This is a genomic window from Streptomyces sp. NPDC052064 (genome assembly GCF_055585925.1).
Map to the genome: position 1 here is coordinate 58,834 of NZ_JBVJJE010000011.1, position 18,489 is coordinate 77,322.

At 68.6% G+C, this 18,489-nt stretch carries 13 protein-coding genes and 1 pseudogene; 4 read left to right on the top strand and 10 right to left on the bottom strand.

Annotated elements, in window-relative coordinates; genetic code table 11:
- Positions 1-39: 39 nt before the first annotated feature.
- On the top strand, positions 40-1,548 hold the full coding sequence (locus ACZ6TU_RS27980; protein WP_469551864.1) for a DUF1996 domain-containing protein: 1,509 nt from the start codon (positions 40-42) through the stop codon (positions 1,546-1,548).
- A 675-nt stretch (positions 1,549-2,223) separates the two neighbouring features.
- Here ACZ6TU_RS27980 and ACZ6TU_RS27985 read toward each other — a convergent pair.
- The 3 genes from ACZ6TU_RS27985 to ACZ6TU_RS27995 form a co-directional block, all read right to left on the bottom strand.
- Complete coding sequence (locus ACZ6TU_RS27985; RefSeq protein WP_469551865.1) at positions 2,224-4,617, bottom strand: glycoside hydrolase family 95 protein; 2,394 nt, start codon at positions 4,615-4,617, stop codon at positions 2,224-2,226.
- A 282-nt stretch (positions 4,618-4,899) separates the two neighbouring features.
- A complete protein-coding gene (locus ACZ6TU_RS27990; RefSeq protein ID WP_469551866.1) occupies positions 4,900-6,918 on the bottom strand; it encodes a glycoside hydrolase in 2,019 nt (672 codons plus the stop codon).
- A 52-nt stretch (positions 6,919-6,970) separates the two neighbouring features.
- Entirely contained in the window at positions 6,971-8,563 is a 1,593-nt protein-coding gene (locus ACZ6TU_RS27995) for a glycoside hydrolase family 43 protein (protein ID WP_469551868.1), read from the bottom strand.
- Positions 8,564-8,931: 368 nt separating this feature from the next.
- Here ACZ6TU_RS27995 and ACZ6TU_RS28000 point away from each other — a divergent pair, with 368 nt between their 5' ends.
- A complete protein-coding gene (locus tag ACZ6TU_RS28000; protein ID WP_469551869.1) occupies positions 8,932-10,578 on the top strand; it encodes a glycoside hydrolase family 27 protein in 1,647 nt (548 codons plus the stop codon).
- Between the two features lie 284 nt (positions 10,579-10,862).
- Here the strand turns inward: ACZ6TU_RS28000 and ACZ6TU_RS28005 are convergent, their stop codons facing one another.
- The 3 genes from ACZ6TU_RS28005 to ACZ6TU_RS28015 all read right to left on the bottom strand — a co-directional run bounded on the left by ACZ6TU_RS28005 (position 10,863) and on the right by ACZ6TU_RS28015 (position 16,178).
- Positions 10,863-13,316 (bottom strand): SpoIIE family protein phosphatase, encoded by a 2,454-nt coding sequence (locus ACZ6TU_RS28005; protein WP_469551870.1) that lies wholly within the window; start codon positions 13,314-13,316, stop codon positions 10,863-10,865.
- A gap of 291 nt (positions 13,317-13,607) precedes the next feature.
- Complete coding sequence (locus tag ACZ6TU_RS28010; RefSeq protein WP_467677317.1) at positions 13,608-15,839, bottom strand: alpha-L-fucosidase; 2,232 nt, start codon at positions 15,837-15,839, stop codon at positions 13,608-13,610.
- A 204-nt stretch (positions 15,840-16,043) separates the two neighbouring features.
- Positions 16,044-16,178, bottom strand: coding sequence for a hypothetical protein (locus ACZ6TU_RS28015; protein WP_467677319.1), 135 nt, complete (start codon positions 16,176-16,178; stop codon positions 16,044-16,046).
- A 156-nt stretch (positions 16,179-16,334) separates the two neighbouring features.
- Here ACZ6TU_RS28015 and ACZ6TU_RS28020 point away from each other — a divergent pair, with 156 nt between their 5' ends.
- Positions 16,335-17,057, top strand: coding sequence for a FadR/GntR family transcriptional regulator (locus ACZ6TU_RS28020; protein WP_467677321.1), 723 nt, complete (start codon positions 16,335-16,337; stop codon positions 17,055-17,057).
- A gap of 14 nt (positions 17,058-17,071) precedes the next feature.
- Here the strand turns inward: ACZ6TU_RS28020 and ACZ6TU_RS28025 are convergent, their stop codons facing one another.
- On the bottom strand, positions 17,072-17,377 hold the full coding sequence (locus ACZ6TU_RS28025) for a DUF6805 domain-containing protein (RefSeq protein WP_467677709.1): 306 nt from the start codon (positions 17,375-17,377) through the stop codon (positions 17,072-17,074).
- Here ACZ6TU_RS28025 and ACZ6TU_RS28030 point away from each other — a divergent pair.
- Positions 17,318-17,455, top strand: a complete 138-nt coding sequence (locus ACZ6TU_RS28030; RefSeq protein WP_467677725.1) for a hypothetical protein — start codon at positions 17,318-17,320, stop codon at positions 17,453-17,455. The two genes, ACZ6TU_RS28025 and ACZ6TU_RS28030, sit on opposite strands and share 60 nt — an antisense overlap.
- Positions 17,456-17,593: 138 nt before the next feature.
- Here ACZ6TU_RS28030 and ACZ6TU_RS28035 read toward each other — a convergent pair.
- The 3 genes and pseudogenes from ACZ6TU_RS28035 to ACZ6TU_RS28045 all read right to left on the bottom strand — a co-directional run.
- Positions 17,594-17,686, bottom strand: a pseudogene (locus ACZ6TU_RS28035) (DUF4986 domain-containing protein); the annotation flags it as partial.
- Positions 17,687-17,732: 46 nt separating this feature from the next.
- Entirely contained in the window at positions 17,733-17,897 is a 165-nt protein-coding gene (locus ACZ6TU_RS28040) for a hypothetical protein (RefSeq protein WP_467677323.1), read from the bottom strand.
- Positions 17,898-17,988: 91 nt separating this feature from the next.
- Complete coding sequence (locus tag ACZ6TU_RS28045) at positions 17,989-18,450, bottom strand: GNAT family N-acetyltransferase (RefSeq protein WP_467677325.1); 462 nt, start codon at positions 18,448-18,450, stop codon at positions 17,989-17,991.
- Positions 18,451-18,489: the final 39 nt, after the last annotated feature.

Here is an 18,489-nt window from a genome sequence, read left to right on the forward strand (position 1 = left end):
TGAAGTGATGTTCCACCCGCAAGAGTTCGGAGGAGAACCATGGGGCGCAACACGCGCAAACGATCGAAGTCCCCGGGCGGCAAGGTTGTTGCCGCCGCTGCGGCTCTTGTGCTCGGAGCAGGGGGGCTGGTGGTCGTGAATGTGTATGCCTCCGCCCATGAGACTCCGGGCGGAAACACCGTCAAACGGTCGTCTCCCGGAGGGACCGGCCAAGCTTCGGTCTCGGATGCCTCGACCATTGACTGCCCCGACGTCGGCAGCCGGCTGCAGCAGGTGCCGGACCAGGCCAGGGCGGAAGTCGACAGGGAACTCGCCTCGCTGGACAGCCAGATCTCCGAGGCGTACCAAAGGCTGCAGAGTTCGGCCCGGGCCATACGGCAGGACAGCGGCTTCGCGAACAACGCGATCATGGGTCCGCTGAAGGACAAGCGGGTCGCGACGATCGACCGGATCGCCATTGCCATCGGCAGGGTGGGCGACAGGCCGCAGGGCCTTGAGTCTCTGGCCGCCTGTACGCTGCGCGCCTCCGGCAACCAGGGCGACGCAGGCAACGATCAGAACGGCCAGGAGAACGGTGAGGGAGGGGAGCAGAGCAACGGGCAGGGGCAGCCCGCCGGTGGCGGGCAGGCAGGCAACGGGCCTGTCGCTGCCGACTTCGTCGACATCACCACGGTCCAACCCAACGTGACAGCACCCCGCCTGTCGCGGAAAGCCTCGCGAGGGACCTTCACCACCCAGTGCGGTGTGAACGAGAACAAGCTCTACAACAGCGACAACGTCATCGTCGCGCCCGGTGTGGACAACGGTGCTCATCACACGCATGACTACGTCGGCAACCAGGCGAACGACGCGTTCGCCGACAATGACGACTTCGCCAATGGCGAGACGACATGCCAGAACCAGGGTGACAAGTCCTCCTACTACTGGCCGGTTCTTCGGCTCCAGGACGGCACCGAGGAATTCGACGCCAGGCAACAGGGCGGCGGCGCCGAGGGCAATGCCGGCAAGATCCTCACCGCGTCCGAGGTGACCCTGGAGTACGTGGGCAACGCGAGCACCAAGGTCGTGGCCATGCCCAAGTTCCTGCGGATCATCACCGGAGATGCCAAGGCGTTCACCAACGGCACCGCGAACGCCAACGCGGCGTGGAGCTGCACCGGCTTCGAGGACCGGCAGGTGACGGACAAGTACCCGGTCTGCCCCGAGGGCAGCAGCTTGGTTCGGACGTCCAAGTTCCAGAGCTGCTGGGACGGCCGGAACGTCGACAGTGCCAACCACCGCGACCACGTAGCGTTCGCCGATCCGAACAGGGGCGCTTGCCCGAACGGCTTCAAGGCCATTCCGCAGCTCGTACAGCGTCTGGTCTACGATGTGGACGCACCCAGCCTCAACGACAACGGACAGTCGAGCCCGTTCTATGCGGTGGACGGCTTCCCGGAGCAGACGCACAAACCGATCACGGACCACGGTGACTTCGTCAACGTCTTTGACGAGCAGCTGATGGACGAGATGGTCGAGTGCATCAACACCGGTCGCCGGTGCCAGTGATGTCACTGCATTGAGCCGTTGCCCGGGCTCTCGGCGACGGCCGGCGAACGCCCACGACTGAGACCGGAACGCGTCGGCGACGGTGTACGAAACCGTCGCCCGGCGAGGCGCTTCAGTCAGACGCTCCTGGTCGGCGGCGGTGCTCTACCCGGGAGCATGTCCATGCCGCCGAGGATTCCGCCCATCGGGGCCCTGGCCCTCGGCCCGCAGGCTGGTGATCCGGGGTGGTATCGGCCTGACGCCCCGTCAATCGCGGGCCGATCCCTGGATCAGTCGTGCTTCCGCGCGCTTCAGAGCGTTGCGCTGGACCCGCGGTGCGCGGGGCTGCCGCACCGCCTTCTGATCCACCTGTGATGCTCCTGTGAGCGGTGCTGTGTTCGCTACCTGCAGGGCGGCGGGCCACAGCTCCCCCGGCGGTCCGCCGCCTCCGCTCGTGCGGCAGCGCGGTGGCACCGACATCGCCTGTTGCAGGACAGTCAGGCCACGAGTCGGAGGACGTCGGCCAGGTCCCGGGTCGCCGGTGCGCTGTTCGGCCGGGAGGATGTAGGCGCGCTGCCCGCAGCCGGCCGCCTGGAACGAAGAGCGGCACATGAGGCGGACTCCCTCCGGGCTTTGTCGAAGCCTCGAAAACCGCGTCAAACGTGGCAGCCGCGCCGAGACGAAGGCGCCGGTGGGTCAGGACCCGTTGTCGTGCCAAACGTAACGCCGTCCGGCGATGGCCTTGAATGTGGTCTGACCGCCCTTCAACAGATCGCTGCGTACGGTGAGTTCGCGGGTGCGGGATGAGATGACCGCGATGTGCGTGGCGCGGCCGGCGGCCCAAGCGATGTCGACGGTGGCGCCGCCTCGGGCACGCAGACCGCGTACGGACCCCTCGGGCCAGGCGGCAGGCAGGGCCGGCAGCACCTCGATCACATCGAACTGGCTCTGCAGCAGCATCTCCACGATGCCGGAGGTGGCACCGAAGTTGCCGTCGATCTGGAACGGCGGGTGGGTGTCCCAAAGGTTCGGCAGCGTCGAGGATTTGAGCTGCTCGGAGAGCACCTTGTGCGCGTGGTCACCGTCACGCAGCCGCGCCCAGAAGTTGACCTTCCAGGCCTTGGACCAACCGGTACCGAGATCACCGCGCGCGGTGAGGGATACCTTCGCGGCCTGAGCCCACTTGCTGCCGGGCTCGATCTGCCGTCCCGGGTGCAGGGCGTACAGGTGGGAGACGTGACGGTGCTGGTCGGCCGGATCGTCCAGATCCGTCTTCCACTCCTGGAGTTGGCCCCAGGAACCTATGCGCAGGCCGGGGTCCAGCTTGGTGAGAACGTTCTCCAGTCGAGCGCGGAAGGCCGGTGCCTCACCCAGGATGCGTGCCGCCTCAAGGGTGTTGACGAACAGCTCGTGGACGATCTGCTGGGACATGGCGGCGCCGGCGGTGAAGTCACCGTGTTCGGGGGAGTAACTGGGCGACACGACGAGGGTGCCGTCGCGCGGGTCGGTGTGCAGGTTGTCCAGCCAGAACTCGGCGGCTTCCTTCATCGCGGGATACGCGGTGGAGCGCAGGTACCTGGTCGAACCGCCGAAGCGGTAGTGCTCGTAGAGCTGCGCGGTGAGCCAGGCCGCCGCCTCCGGGAACCAGAACGCGGTCGGCCAGTCGTGCACCCCGGTGAAGCCGTACGGGTTGGTCTCGTTGTGCACCACCCAGCCACGCGAGTCGAACATCTCCCGTGCACTGCGTCGCCCGGGGGCGCGCAGCGCTTCGACGAAACGGTCGTACGGGGCGGTGGTCTCGGGGAGGTTGGCGGCCTCGGCGGGCCAGTAGTTCATCTGCAGGTTGATGTTGACGTGGTAGTCGGCCGACCACGGAGGCTTGGTGCTCTGGTTCCAGACGCCCTGGAGGTTGGCGGGCAGGGAGCCGGGGCGTGAGGAGGCGATGAGGAGGTAGCGGCCGTACTGGAAGAACAGCGCTTCCAGCGCGCGGTCGGCCGCACTCCCTCCTCCCGTGTACCGCGTCAGGAGCTGATCCGTCGGCACGTCGTCGGGGGCGGTCTGGCCGATGTGGAGCGATACCCGGTCGAACAATGCACGGTGATCGCGGACATGGCGTGCCAACAGGTTCTGATAGCGCTCTCCCGCGGCCCGCACGGTGCGGGTGACGGTGGCGTGCGGGTCCTTGCCGCGGTAGTGGGGGTAGGTGTCGGTGTAGTTCGTGCCGGCGGCGAGGACGAACCAGGCGCTGTCGGCGCCGCGCACCGTGATCGTGCCGTCGGCGCCCGAGGTCACGGTGCCGCCCTTGCTGCGTACCTGAACCTGGGCCTCGAAGCGCAGCCCGTTGTCCGCCAGGGTGCCCCGCACGGTGAGCCGCCCGCCGGTCGAGGTGGCGGTGAAGTCGCTGCGGGGGGAGGCGTAGCGGAGTGTGAAGGTGACGCTGCCCGGCTGGTCGGCGGACAGTCGCCCGGCGACCACGCCGTCGGGGTGGGAGGCGAAGAACTCCCGTCGCCGGCCCACCCCTTGGTGGGTGTAGGTGACGGTGGCGACGGCGTTGCGGAGGTCGAGTGCACGGCGGTACGTGTCGGGCGTCGTGGTTGGCGCGTCCGGTACGTCGAGGTACAGGTCGCCGAAGGTCTGGTAGGCGCCGTATCCGATGCGGGGCTGGCCGAGGCGCGCCGCGACGGTGCCCGGGGCGAGCCTGGTCACCTCGTCGAGTTCCGCCTGCACGGCGGCGATGGCACCGGGCCGCTCCTCGCGCCAGTCGCCGAAGTCGTAGCCCTGCTCCGAACCCGGGCCGCCGGTCCACAGCGTCTTCTCGTTGAACTGCAGGCGCTCCGAGCCGAGGGTGCCGAAGACCATGGCGCCGAGGCTTCCGTTGCCGATCGGAAGGGCCTCGCGTTCCCAGTCGGCGGCCGGGGAGGTGTACCAGAGGGATAAGGCGGACGGGCCTGTCGAGACATCGGAGGAATTCGCCGCATCGTCGTCACCCGTGGCAGCGGCGGCCGCGGTCCCTGCCGCCGCGCCCACGGCCAGGCCGGCCCCGCCGAGAGCAGTCTTGAGGGTGCTTCTTCGTGAGATGTCTTGATGCATGACTCCGGACCCTAGGGGTCCGATGACCGGTGCTACAAGGGTCATGACGACCATCGGCGACGTGCGGGCCGAGGTCGATCCGCGCCCTTCCTCAGGCGCGGTCGGCCTCGGCCCGTAGCGCGTTGTAGTCCCGAAGGCGGCGTCGACGTCGGCACGGCTCGGGCCGTAGCGGTTCAGGTCGTAGACACGGGTCGAGCGGTCAGGCTCGCGGTGCCGATGGGATGGCAGAGGGAGAGTGGGCGCGTGCCCCGCACGAGCGGCTGGGCACACGTCGTCAACTGGTCAGCAGGTCGAATTGGTCTGGGTGAGCAGGCCCAGCCGCCACGGCAGGCTGTTGTAGTCACCGCCGGCGTTGGGGTCCTTGCCCTGGTACAGGTACTGCAGCTTGCAGGCCGGGATCGTGAGCGTCTGGTCGTTGCCCGCGCGGATCATCTCGCCGTGACTGATGTCCCGGGTCCAGGTACCGGCGGGGAACGTCACATTGCTCGACTTGGCGAACGGGTTGCCCTCGGACGCGGCCAGGGGTGACCACGAGCCGGCGAGGCTGCTCGAGGTCCAGGAGCGGAAGTAGCGACGGCCGTCCGAACCGATGGCCTCGACGAGGAGCAGGTACTGGTTACTGCCCTGCACCTTGTACACGTTGCTCGCTTCGAACAGGGCGTACTTGGAGTCCTGCGCCGCGATGACGGTGTCGGTGAAGCCGTTCGGGAACTGGCCGACGGTCGTCCGGGAGCGGTACAGGTGCCCGTTGTCGTCGGACGAGAACAGGTAGCAGTTGGCGCTGTCGCAGATCACCCACATGTCGACCCAGTGGCCGTTGCCGATGTTCTGCCTGATGATGTCGGGCATCGACGAGTAGAAGTTGCGCGGAGCGCTCCACCCATTGGGGTTGCTGATGTCAGGGTTGGTGGAGTACGAGGCGTTGCCGGTCTGGTAGACGAGGTACCACAGGCGTTGTGGCGCGTAGTAGAAGACCTGCGGTGCGGCCCGGTACCCGGCGCCGATGGCGGTGCGGTCCAGGTAGTGGTGCGTGGCCGAGCCGGCCTGGGACCAGTCACTGAAGTTCAGGTACACCAGGTTGTATCCGGAGGAGTTCGCGGTACTGGCGAACACGTGGTACTTGCCGTTGTGGTAGACGACCGACGGATCCTTGATCCCGGCGATCCTGTGGGTCGCGTCCGGCTTGGGGGAGATCCGTGCTCCGCTCGAGCTCCAGCGGAAGGAGGAGGGGAGTGCGGCGGCGGACCGGGCCGAACGGGCGTCCGTCCGCTGTGCCGCGACCGCGCCGCCCATCGCGGTGAGCGTTGCCCGGTAGGCCGGTTTCTTGTTGCCGTTGCGGTCGAACAGCAGGGGGTTCTCCCCGCTGCGCCAGGAGTCGCTGTCGCGGATGCCCCAGACGGTGATGCCGGTGCAGCGCGCCACGTTCATGCAGGCCCGCACGGTGTTCGCGTACCCGTTCGGCGGGGCCTGCGCGATGTCCAGCTCGGTGATCTGGACGTCCACGCCGAGGGCGGCGAAGTTCGACAGCGTCGTCTGGAAGCTGGCGGGTGGACCGCCGGTGCCGAAGTGGGCCTGGAGGCCGACGCAGTCGATGGGCACGCCGCGGGCCTTGAAGTCGCGGACCATGCGGTAGACGCCCTGGGTCTTGGCGTCGCTCCAGTTCTCGATGTTGTAGTCGTTGTAGCAGAGCTTGGCCGCCGGGTCGGCCGACCGTGCGGTGCGGAAGGCCTGCTCGAGGAAGCCGGTGCCCAGGACGTCCCGGAAGACCGAGCTGCGCAGTTGGCCGCTGCCTCCGTCGGCGAAGGCTTCGTTGACCACGTCCCAGGAGTGGATCCGGCCCTTGTAGCGGTTCATCACCGTGGTGATGTGATTGTTCATCACCCCGCGCAGCGTGTTCGCGTCCCTGATGGCCTTGACCCAGTCGGGCAACTGGGAGTGCCACACCAGCGTGTGGCCCCGCACGCGCTGACCGCGGGCTGTCGCACCGTTCACGATCTGGTCGGCGGCGCCGAAGGTGAACTGCCCGCGAGACCGCTCGGTCGCGTCCCACTTCATCTCGTTCTCGGGTGTGACCGAGTTGAACTCGCGGCCCAGGATGCCGGTGTACGTGCCGTCGCCGAGCCTTCCGGCGGCTACGGCGGTCCCGAAGTACCGTCCCGACTGGGCCGCTTGGGCCCCGAGGGTGGAGGCCCGGACGGCGTCGGGTGCGGCGGTCGCGGCAACGGGCGTCACCAGGGCGCCGATGGCCAGCAGGGATAACACCGACGCTCGGCGACGGCCGAGCCGTTTGAGCGGGTTCATGGTTCTCCTCGTGGTTGGCGGGGGGTTGGGTGGTGCGGTCGGTGGGATCGGATCAGGGCGTCGACAGCTCGAACCGCGAGACGCGGACCGCGCCGCCGAGCGCCTGCGTGGCGTGGTTGAAGAGGGCGAATCGGTAGCCCATGAAGAACCGCCAGTCGTTGCCCATGGAGAAGGCGGGCCCGAGGCGGATGAAGTGGGTGCCGTCGGTGCTGTAGGAGAAGGTGCCGGGGCGTGCCGCGCCGGGGCGGATGTCCGCGCTCGCGCGCAGCCAGATGCGGCCTCCGGAGACTGTGGCGCTCGCGACCTCGGTGCCGGTGCCGGTGGTGTTCCAGTTTCCGTCCATGGTCAGCCCGTTGACCATCACCACCCGCGTCACGCCGTCGTCGCGCTTGACACCGATCCAGGCGGAGGAGTCACGCAGCAGCGCGAGTCCGGCCCGGTCGCCGTCCCGCATTGCCGAGTGGTCGAGCACGGCCGTTGCGGTGGAGGTGGGCCCCTGGATGCGGTGCGTGAGGGTGTTGCGGGCCCAGTAGAGGTCGTTGGTGACGGTCGCGGTCCGCAGGGTCAGTCCGTTGTCGACGGACCACTTGGTGTTGTCCGGGTTGTGGTTCCACTCCCACCTCGGCTTGAGGGTCATGCCGTCGAAGGTGTCGACGCCGATCATGGGGGTGACCTGGCGGGGCGGAGTGGGCACGGCCGGACTGGGATACGAGGTGCCCCAGGCGCCGTTCACGAGTTGCACGACGGGCCAGCCGTCCGAGGTCCACGTGACCGGCGCCAGGGCAGGCACCCGGCCGCCGGGGTACGCGTCCACGAAGGCCAGGTAGTACCAGGCGCCGCTCTGCGTCTGGACCAGCCCGCCCTGGTGCGGGACGCCACCGCCGGGGATCGGCCCGCGCAGGTCGAGGAGGACCTGCCGCATCGTGTAGGGACCGAAGGGGCCGCTCGACGACTTCAGGATGTACTGACCGTTGGCGGGGCGGGTCAGGAAGATGTAGTACTGCCCGTTGATCTTGTAGAAGCGGGAGCCTTCGAGGGTGCCGACGCTCGACGGTGTGGTGAAGACCTGCTGTGTGCGGACCTGGGTGCGGCCGTCGCGCGAGAGCTGGGCCACGCTGATGGTGGTGTTCCCGTACGCCACGTACAGGGTGTCGTCGGTGTCGACGAGCAGTCCCGCGTCGTAGTACGGCGTGCCGATCGTGGTGAGTCTGCTCCACGTTCCCTCGACCGCGGCGGCGGTGTAGAGGTACGTCCTGGCGAAGTCGATCTGGCCGAGCCAGTAGAAGGTCCCGTTGCTCGGGCGGTAGGCCAGCGACGACGCCCAGATCCCTCTGACATAGCCACGGCCACCGTTCAGGTCGTACTTGGCGCCGAAGTCGAGGGTCGGCACCGAATGGCCGACGATCTCCCAGTTCACCAGGTCGTACGAACGCAGGACAGGGGCGCCCGGCGAGTAGTGCATCGTGGAGGCCGAGGCGTAGTAGGTGGCGCCGACGCGGATCACGTCGATATCAGCGAAGTCCTGCCAGATGACCGGGTTCGTGTACGCCGGGGCGGCCGCGGCGGTCCGGGAGGCTCCGGCCGGCGGCAGAAAGGCACCTGTGACCAGGCCGGTGCCGACGGCCAGCGCCCGGCGGCGGCCCATGATTTGACGAGGGCATGACATATCCATGTGTCGCTCCCTCTGTGATGTTCGGGATGGCGAACGGTAATCGACTGGTGAGCATCCTGGATCGTAGGGGGTTGAGAGCTCCCGTCAATACGTCTCGCATGATTCGTTAGATGCGTCGAAATATTTCGCTCCCCGGCCCGCTCGGGCGGTGCTCATGGAAAATCGTGAACGGCCGACGGAGTTGACAAGCTCGGAAAGCTCCCTAGTATCCGTGACGTCGGCGATCCGAAAGTAGATCGAAATTTCGATTGACCGTAAATGTCATGTACCTGCCACAAATTGAGGTCGGTGCGGCAGACATCCACTGTCTTGTGTCGGTCTGCCGACGAAAGGAGCCCACGGTGCCCAGACGATCAGGCAGACGACTGCTCCGTCTCTTCGCGGCCGCCGCGCTGACGGTCACCGCGTCCGTGACTGCCTCCGTTCACTCCACTGTCTCGGCCGCGCCCGGCAGCCCGGCACTCACCCCACCGCTGGGCTGGAACAGCTGGAACAGCTTCGGATGCGGGATCACCGAGGCACAGGTCCGTCAGGCCGCCGACGCGATGGTGTCCTCGGGCATGCGGGAGGCCGGCTACCGGTACGTGGTGGTCGACGATTGCTGGTTCGACCCACAACGCGACGCGGCGGGCAACCTGCGGGCCAATCCGGCCAAGTTCCCGAGCGGGATGAAGGCCCTCGGGGACTACATCCACAGCAAAGGCCTCAAGTTCGGCATCTACCAGGTGCCGGGCGAGCGCACCTGCGCGCAGACCACCGGCGCGTATCCCGGGTCGACGGGCAGCAGGGGGCACGAGGCCCAGGACGCCGCCACGTTCGCCTCGTGGGGCGTCGACTACCTCAAGTACGACTGGTGCTCCTCCAGCGGTACCCGTGACGAGCAGGTCGCGCGTTTCACGCTCATGCGCGATGCCCTGCGCGCCACGGGGCGGCCGATCGTCTACAGCATCAACCCCAACAGCTTCCACGCCATCACCGGCGCCACGTACAACTGGGGCGAGGTCGCCGACCTGTGGCGGACGACCGAGGACCTGCTCGACATATGGCAGAACGGCAACACCAACAGCTATCCGATGGGCGTCGGCAACGTCCTGGACGTCACCGCGCCGCTGGCGGCGCAGTCGGGCCCGGGGCACTGGAACGACCCCGACATGCTGGTCGTCGGCCGCCCCGGCCTGTCACTGACCGAGTCCCGCTCACACTTCGCGTTGTGGGCGCTGATGAGCGCACCGCTCATGGCCGGCAACGACATCCGCACCATGTCCGCCGACGTGAGCGCGATCCTGCGCAACCCGCGTCTGCTGGCGGTGAACCAGGATCCGCTGGGCGCGGGCGGGCGCCGGGTGCGCGACGACGGCAGCACCGAGGTGTTCGCCAAGCCCCTGTCCGACGGCTCGGTCGCGGTGGGCCTGTTCAACCGGGGAGGCGGCACGGCGACGGTCACGACCACAGCCGCGCAAGTCGGCCTGGCCGACGGGCCGTTCACTCTCACCGACCTGTGGACCGGCGGTTCGTCGAGCACGTCCGGGCAGATCTCGGCGAGCGTCCCCGCGCACGGCGTGGCCGTGTTCCGGGTGAGCGGGGGCAGCCCGCTGGCCGCCACCACCTCGCGGCTGCGCGGCAACGCGTCCGGCCGCTGCCTGGACGTGGACAACGCCTCCACCGCGGCCGGGGCCACGGTACTGATCTGGGACTGCCACACGGCCGCCAACCAGCTGTGGACCACGTGGGCCGGCGGTGAGATCCGCGTCTTCGGCGACAAGTGCCTCGACGCCTACAACCGGGGCACCGCCAACGGCACCCGGGTCATCACCTGGCCCTGCAACGGCCAGGACAACCAGAAGTGGACCGTCGGCTCCGACGGGTCGATCCGCAACGTCCACGCCGGGCTCTGCCTCGACGTCAACGGGGCCGGCACCACCAACGGAACCCCGCTGGTGCTGTGGACCTGCAACGGCCAGGCCGGCCAGAAGTGGAACCGCGCATGAGGGACCGCTTTTTCAGAAGGGGAGTTGCATGAGGGGGAGTCGCATGATGACAAGGACAAGATCCCTCTTATGGCGATCCGGAGCAACGGCAAGAACCGCAGCTTCGTCCTGCGGATCCCGGAGGGGTACGACCGCGCAGCCTGACGCACCGGGTCACCACCTACTCGGGCTGCTCGGCCGGGCATCCGGTCGCCTGGGCCGCGTTCGACGAAGGACACATCGTACGCAGTTCCAGTCCTCCGACCCGTCGCCGGGACCGGCGACCTGACGGGTCACCGACACCGTCAAAGCGGCTGAGGCTCGGCGAGGGTCTGCGCGCACCAGATCGTCTTGCCGTCGGTGGTGTGGCGGGTGCCCCACCCCTGGGTGAGCTGGGCGACAAGCAGCAGGCCCCGGCCGCCTTCGTCGAAGGCGCGCGCCCGGCGTAGGTGCGGTGCGGTGTTGCTGGCGTCGGAGACCTCGCAGATCAGGGAGGAGTCGCGAATCAGCCGCAGCCTGATCGGCGGCTCGCCGTATCTGATGGCGTTGGTGACCAGCTCGCTGACCACCAGTTCGGTGACGAACGACGCCTCCTCCAGGCCCCAGGTCTCCAGCTGGACGAGGGCGAACTTCCTGGCATGCGGCACCTCTGCGGGGTCCGGTGCGACGTCCCAGTCGGCGACATGCCGGGGATCCAGCGCGTGAGTGCGAGCGAGCAGGAGGGCGGCGTCGTCGGTGCGGCGTTCGGGAAGCATGGCGTCCATCACCGTGTCGCAGAGGCCCTCCAGCGAGGTGACCGCATGGTTCAGGACCCGCAGCAGTTCGGCGATCCCCTGGTCGACGTCGCGCTCACGGCTCCCCACCAGTCCGTCGGTGAAGAGGGCGAGCAGACTGCCCTCGGGCAACTCGAGTTCGGTGGCCTCGAACGGCAGCCCACCGATGCCGAGCGGTGGTCCCGGCTGTGCGGGTGCCGGGGCCCCGGCACCGTCCGGGGAGATGATCAGCGGCAGCGGATGACCCGCGCTCGCCATCGTGAAGCGGCGGGACACCGGGTCGTAGACGGTGTAAAGGCAGGTGGCCCCGAACTCGCCGGTCGGCTGGAAGCGGCCGGCGGGCTGGAGGTCGCTGGCGAGGTGGATGACCAGGTCGTCCAGGTGGGTCAGCAACTCGTCCGGCGGCAGGTCCACGTCGGCGAGCGTGCGGACCGCCGTACGCAACCGGCCCATGCTGGCCGAGGCGTGCAGACCGTGACCGACCACATCGCCGACGACCAGGGCGACCCGGGCACCGGAGAGCGGAATCACGTCGAACCAGTCACCACCCACTTCCGCGCCGGTCCCGGCGGGCAGGTAGCGGGATGCCACCTCGAGCGCCTCCTGGCTGGGCAGCTGCTGCAGCAGCAGACTGCGCTGCAGGGTCAGCGCGGTCGTGCGCTCGCGCGAGTACCGGCGGGCGTTGTCGATGGCGACGGCTGCCTTGGCGGTCAGCTCTTCGGCGAGGATCAGGTCGTCGGCGGTGAAGGCCTCGGGCCGGTCGCTGCGGGAGAACGCGACGACGCCGAGCAGCGCGCCGCGGGCCCGGAGCGGCACCGTGATCCGGCCGGTCAGCCCGTCCGCGGTGAGGGACTCGTCGATCAACGGGTTGCCCGGCGGCCAGTGGGCCGGGTCGGCGGCGAGCCCGGGCCCGAAGGCCCATTCGCCGCCAGGGCCGGGCTCGGCCGCGAGCTGAACCGTGGACCTGCCGGTGGCCATGCAGCGGGTGGCGACCGAACCGGGAGCGTGACTGACCGGCATCAGGTGCCCGGGAGTCCGGTCGGTGTCATACTTCGCGCCGTGCTGGGCGGCGCGGTTGAGCGTGATGGCCTCACCGGAGGCGGGGTCGGGGGAAAGGGGCGGTTCCTCTCCGCGCAGCACCTCGTCGAAGAGATCGACGGTGACGAGGTCGGCGAATCCCGGCACCGGGGCCCTGGCCAGTTCCCGGGCGGTGCCCAGTACGTCGAGTGTCCGGCCGATGCCGCCGCTGGCCTCGTTGAGGATGAGCAGGCGCTGCCGGGCCCAGTACTCGGCGCTCATGTCGAATCCCCAGTTGGCGACCGCGCGGACCCTGCCCTCGGCATCCCGGACGGGCCACATGCTGGTGGCCCAGGCGTTGGCGTAGTCGCTGCCGAGCGGACGGAAGACGGTGATGAGACGCGCGGGCTCGCCCGTCCTGGCCACCTCGGCGAGCTGGTCGGTGTAGGGCTTGTCGTCTCTTTCGGGAAACAGCTCGCGGTCGAATTCGGGAAACAGCTCGCGGTACTTCTTACCGAGCACTTGCTCCTCGGAGTGCGCTATCACCCGGCCCGAGGAGGCGTTGATCCACAGGAACCGCAGCTCAGGGTCGTAGACGCCCAGAGCGAAGGGGCACTGTTCGAAGGCCAGGTCGGCGATCACCGGGCGGCGTTCCCAGCGGTGGACGGTCAGCGCATGGCCCAGCGCCCGGCCGTGGGCGCCGAACAGCGGGTGAGCCGACACCAGTGCGTCCACCGTGGAGCCGTCCCGGTGGCGCAGGGGGATGAGCGCCGGGTGGTCGGGGCCGCTGCCGGAGCTCTCGGGGAAGCCGGGAGGTGGGGGAGCGGCCAGCAGGTCGGTCACGGGGCGCCCGACGGCGTCCTCCGCCGTCCAGCCCAGCAGCAGCCACCCGCTCTCGCTCCAGCCGCTCACCACGCCGTCCGGGCCCACCACGAGCGCGGCAGTGCGGGCGTCCTGCTCGCCGGCCATGTCCACGCGCCTCGCCTCCGTCCGGACAGCTGGGCCCGTCAGGGCTGGTTTCCAGCCGCAGCTTCCAGCCTAGGTCGGCTCCTGCTCCACGGCGCCCCGGCCGGTGCGTACCCGACCGCCGGGGGGCTGAGTCGGGTCGAGCGCGTGGTGTCGCCGCTCAGGAGCGCCGCCATCAAGGCGGTCACCGCGGCGAGCACTCCCGTACGCCTCCCACCTCCCCACTCACGCTGAATGTCATATGCATGACATCCCTCTGCATTCGTGTTCTCTTCACGGCAGGGGCTCCGCCGCCTACAGCGCGGTGAAGGTCCACAGCAGGTTTGTGCTGCTGCCGTAGGCCCACTGCTTGGTGGTGGAGCCCGAGACGACGTTGCCGCCGCCGTCGAGGACCAGGCCGGTGGTGCGGTTGGCGATCGAATAGCGGTCGCCGCCCCGGTGAGTGATGGTCCACTGCTGGTTGGTGCCGCCGTTCCAGGCGGCCTGCCTGGCGGCGGATCCGTCGGCAGTGGCGCCCCAGCCGTCGGCGACCATGCCGTTCGTGCGGTTGACCAGCCTGTAGTAGCCGCCTCCGACAGCCTCCGCATGCCACTGCAGGTTCGAACTGCCGTCCCAGGTCCACTGCTTGAGGTCGGAGCCGGAGGCCACGTTGCCGCCGCTGTCCAGGGCGAGTCCGTTGGTGGCGTTGGTGATCCGGAAGTACGTCGCCGGGTCGAACCGGACCCTCAGCGAGGTGACCTGGTCGTTGTTGCCGGTGACCCTGAGATCGGGGTTGTCGGCGGTGAAGGTCCAGGAGGTACCGGTGAAGTCGTCTCCGGAGTAGCCGATCACCTCGTACCCGGCGGCAGGCCGGAGGGAGGAGAGGGTGCGCGGGCCCAATCCGGCCGCGGACAGGTCGGCCGCGGTGTGGTCGCCGACGGCGAGGACCGCGGAGCCGCCGGTGTAGTGGACGTCCGTGAAGGCGACGGCGCCGGCGAGCGGCCGCAGGCCGGGGATCGTGCCGGAGAAGTTGAGCTTCAGGACGTAGGCGTCGGCGCTGTACGGCACCGAGGACGGCAGGGTGACCCTGAGGCCGGAGGCACTTTGGGTCGGCGTGGGCAGGTCGATGCACGTGCCGGCGGTGGTGCCGAGGAGCTTCACCGAAGTCAGCGAGGAGAGGTTGATCCGGTCCGAGTTGAGGGTCTTGATCGTCAGCGAGCTCCCGGGCCAGCCCAGGACGGTGGCGTACAGGGCGTTGTTCGCCTTGTTGCGGGTGAAGCGGATGTCCTGCGCGGTGCCGGCGTGCGGGGTGGTGAACGAGCCGCCGCCCATCTTCGTCGGGCCTTCGCCGTACGCGGTCCAGGCGCGGGTCGCGTACACCGACTCGCCGAAGCGCTTCAGGTGGTCACCGATGGCGAGCAGGATGTCCTTCTGCGCCTGGGGGATGGTGCCGTCGGCCATCGGTGCGATGTTCAGCAGCACGTTGCCGTTCTTGCTGACCCGGTCGATGAACGAGTGCAGCATCTGCTGGGTGGTGTAGTACCCGATGCCCTGCGTGTAGCACCAGCTGCTGCTGGAGATGCTGTCGTCGGTCAGCCAGTACGGGGTGGTGAGATCGGCCGGGCCGCCGCGTTCGTAGTCGAAGACCTCGCCCTTGCCGTTCATGCCGTCCTTGTGGGTGGCGACGACTTCACGGCCCCAGCTGTTTGCCTGGTTGTAGTAGTACGCCAGGAAGTTCAGGCGCTGTTGCTCGTCGACGGCGTCCAGATTGAAGTCCTGCCACAGGATGTCGGGCCGGGCGCGGTCGATGATCTCCTTGAGCTTGTCGAACCAGAGCTGGTTCTGTGCGGCCGGCCCCAACTGTCCGTAGAGCTTCTTGAGGCTGGGGTCCGTCTGAGCGGGGACGTGCTCGTAGAAGCCGGTGAAGTTGTACGCGTGGTGCATGGCCACCAGCAGCTTCAGTCCCTTGGCGCGGATGGCCGTGGAGAGCAGCCGCAGCAGGTCCAGACCGGGTCCCTTGTTCACCGAGTTCCACTCGTTGACCTGGCTGTCCCACATGGAGAAGCCGTCATGGTGCTCGGCGACCGGGCCGGCGAACCTGGCGCCGGCGTCGACGAACAGCTGCACCCACTCGTCGGGGTCGAACTTCCCGCCGGCCGACTTCAGCTTCGGCGCGAACTTCACGGTGTTGCCCGCCAGGTCCTTCGCTCCGTTGATGAAGTTGTGGTACGGCCATGCCGAGGGCTGGCCGTAGGTCGCGATGTGGTGCCGGTTGGCGTTGCTGCCCGCCTGATACATGCTGCGCGGGTACCACTCGTTGTCGAAGGCGGGGACGCTGAAGGCGCCCCAGTGGAAGTAGATCCCGAACTTCGCGTCCCGGAACCACTCCGGAGCCGGCGGGTGCTGGTCGACCGAGTTCCAGTCGGGCGTGTACGTGCTGGGCGCCGCCTCGGCGACACCGGCACCGAACACATCACCGGCAACGGCCGCCGCGGCCACGCAGGTTGCGGAGGCCACGAACTGGCGTCTGTTGATGGAGCTCGACATGGGCACGTCCCTGATGCGGAAGGGGGCAGGGGGAATGCAGGGCCACGCATGAAGGTCGGTCATGTCGCCATGGGATGTCAACCAGTGTGCAGGGATGAAAGTGGCCATTGCTTCAGGGGAGTTGACTGATTTGCCTTGATCTAGCGTGTATTTGATCACGCAAACATGGCATGTCTTGCAGTGCTTCATGGCTGGGGCGAGCTTTCACGCCGCGACGATGGACGGGATGACGTTCGGGACGCCCACGTCGGCAAGGGCCAGGAGTGAACCGGGCGGCCGTACGGGCCGCCCGACACCCTCCGCCGTGATCGTCTTCCCGGACCCGCGTCCCAGTATCATCAACGTCACCCTCGGCATGCGGACTCCGGAACAGGTCGGACGAAACGTGAAACTCCGTGATCAGCAAGTCCTGGACGGCCTCTGGGACGATCTCCGCACTCAGGGGCTGATCAGGTCGGACGTGCTCACGGGGCACGGTGGGGGGAGGGGCGAGCGGTGTCTCTGACGGACAAGGCCATCGAGCAGATCCGTGAGCTGATCCGGACCGGTGCCCTGCCGCCGGGCTCGAAGCTCCCGCCGGAGCCGGACCTGGCCGCTCAGCTGGGCCTGTCCCGCAACCTCGCCCGCGAAGCGGTCAAGGCGCTGGCCGTCGCACGGGTCCTGGAGGTTCGGCGGGGCGACGGCACGTACGTGACCAGCCTCCAGCCGAGCCTGCTGCTGGAGGGTCTCGGCGGCGCGGTGGAACTGCTGCAGGGCGACTCGGTCGCCCTGCAGGACCTCATGGAGGTACGGCGGCTCCTCGAACCGATCGCCACGGCCCTTGCCGCGACCCGAATCTCCGACGCCCAACTGGCCGAAGTGAAGCGGCACCTGGACGCCATGCGCGAGGCCCGCGACGACGTCGCACAGCTCAACGCCCATGACGCCGCCTTCCACCGCGCGGTCGTCTCGGCCACGGGCAACGAGTCCCTCCTCACCCTTCTCGAAGGCATCTCCGGCCGCACCCTGCGCGCCCGCATCTGGCGCGGCCTGGTCGACGACAAGGCGGCGGGCCGCACCCTCGCCGAGCACGAGGCGATCTTCAACGCGCTGTCCGCGCGTGACGCCGCCCTCAGCCAGGCCGCCGCGCTGCTCCACGTGAGCAACACCGAGCAGTGGCTGAGGGAACACCTGCGCTCCGGCGAATCCCTCCCCTTCGGAACGACAGAGCGGAACTGACGGGCGGGCGGCGGTCACGTCAGCGCACCAGGCGTACTTCGCGCAACCGGATGGTGATTGCGGAGCCAACCGCTTCGAACCGGACCTCGGCCGTCGACCAGCACACGGGTAGATCCGGCACATCGTTCCGAGAGGTGGGTCACCTGCGGGCCGGTGGCGGTTCCTTCCGGGTCAGTCAGGCGGTAGGACCACCATCCCGTGGCGGCCCGCCAGGCCAGCCCGTCGGTGAGGCCCGACCAGGTGCGCCGCCCCTCGAACCGGTGGTCGTTTTCGGGCTGTTGCTCGCCGACGGCAACGGCGCCACCGGTGCGGTCGCGCAGCGCGAGTGCCGCTCCGTCGGCCGCGCGCAGCTCCGCCCGCCGCTCCAGGAGCCGCTCCCGTTCCGTCAGGGGAAGTAGAGGTGCAGCGGGAGTCGTGGATGTCGGCGAACGGGGCGAGAACGACGGACTCGCCCGGGCGCGTGTCCACGTGATCCAGGGTGAACGCCGGCCGGTCCGGGGCGAGTCGGCGTACGCCGGCCGCCGGATCGGAGCTGCTCGGGCGAGCACGACGGGCAGGCGCTCCAGGGGGCGCAGTGGGCCGGCGGCGACGTGACCCATCCTGGAGTCATCGGCGAAGAGCCCGACCAGGTCGTTCCGGTCGCCCTCGGCCGCGAGGACCGTGGGCCCGAAGCAATTACACCCACGGCGAGCCGTCGGGGAGCAGCTCGGCGCTGATGCGCGGGCGAATGGAGGTCTCCTCGCTGCTGGCCGTGGCCGTCCGCTGGGGGAGGGGGCGGCGTGGGCCGGTGTCGTCGTCGGGCAGTTCTTGCGTTGGCAGGTCCGGCAGTAGACCGATCACCACCCCCCGGCTCGGCGCCGGGGTTCGACCCGTGCGAACCGGCCCGCACCCGTTCCCGCACCCGTTCCCGCACCAGCCTTCACCAGGAAGATCACGAGCTGCGCCCCAAGCCTGAGCGTGACAGTTCGATCTGATATCGGATGAAGCCACGGTTCTCCGCTACCTTGTCGTAAAGGTGCCGCGCCGTGCTGTTGGACTCGTGGGTGTTCCAGTACACGCGGCAGCAGCCGCGAGCCTGGGCCCAGTCGGACACGGCAGCGATCAGCGCGCGAGCCGCGCCCTTGCCGCGCACGTCCGGTGCGGTGAAGAGGTCTTGCAGGTAGCAAACGTCCGGCCCCGACGTGTTCGGGTGGACGAGGAAGTGCGTGATGCCGACGAGCCTGTCATCCAGCCTCGCCCCGAGGGCGTGCATACGTGTGTCCGCCTGGAATTCGCGCCACGCCCGGTCGTACATCTCGGGCGGCTCGACTCGCTGATAGAACTCGATGTACGCGCGGAACAGGGCCTCCCAGACATCCCTGTCGGACGGCACGAGCTTGCCGATCCGGATCATGCGGCACCCCCAAATGCATGTGGATCCTAAAGGTCACCG

What these genes read in the sequence shown, in the direction of transcription:
- ACZ6TU_RS27980 (WP_469551864.1), top strand. Translation starts at nt 40, where the DNA reads ATGGGGCGCAACACGCGCAAACGATCGAAGTCCCCGGGCGGCAAGGTT.
- ACZ6TU_RS27985 (WP_469551865.1), bottom strand. Translation starts at nt 4,617, where the DNA reads ATGCATCAAGACATCTCACGAAGAAGCACCCTCAAGACTGCTCTCGGC.
- ACZ6TU_RS27990 (WP_469551866.1), bottom strand. Translation starts at nt 6,918, where the DNA reads ATGAACCCGCTCAAACGGCTCGGCCGTCGCCGAGCGTCGGTGTTATCC.
- ACZ6TU_RS27995 (WP_469551868.1), bottom strand. Translation starts at nt 8,563, where the DNA reads ATGGGCCGCCGCCGGGCGCTGGCCGTCGGCACCGGCCTGGTCACAGGT.
- ACZ6TU_RS28005 (WP_469551870.1), bottom strand. Translation starts at nt 13,316, where the DNA reads ATGGCCGGCGAGCAGGACGCCCGCACTGCCGCGCTCGTGGTGGGCCCG.
- ACZ6TU_RS28010 (WP_467677317.1), bottom strand. Translation starts at nt 15,839, where the DNA reads ATGTCGAGCTCCATCAACAGACGCCAGTTCGTGGCCTCCGCAACCTGC.
- ACZ6TU_RS28015 (WP_467677319.1), bottom strand. Translation starts at nt 16,178, where the DNA reads ATGATACTGGGACGCGGGTCCGGGAAGACGATCACGGCGGAGGGTGTC.
- ACZ6TU_RS28045 (WP_467677325.1), bottom strand. Translation starts at nt 18,450, where the DNA reads ATGATCCGGATCGGCAAGCTCGTGCCGTCCGACAGGGATGTCTGGGAG.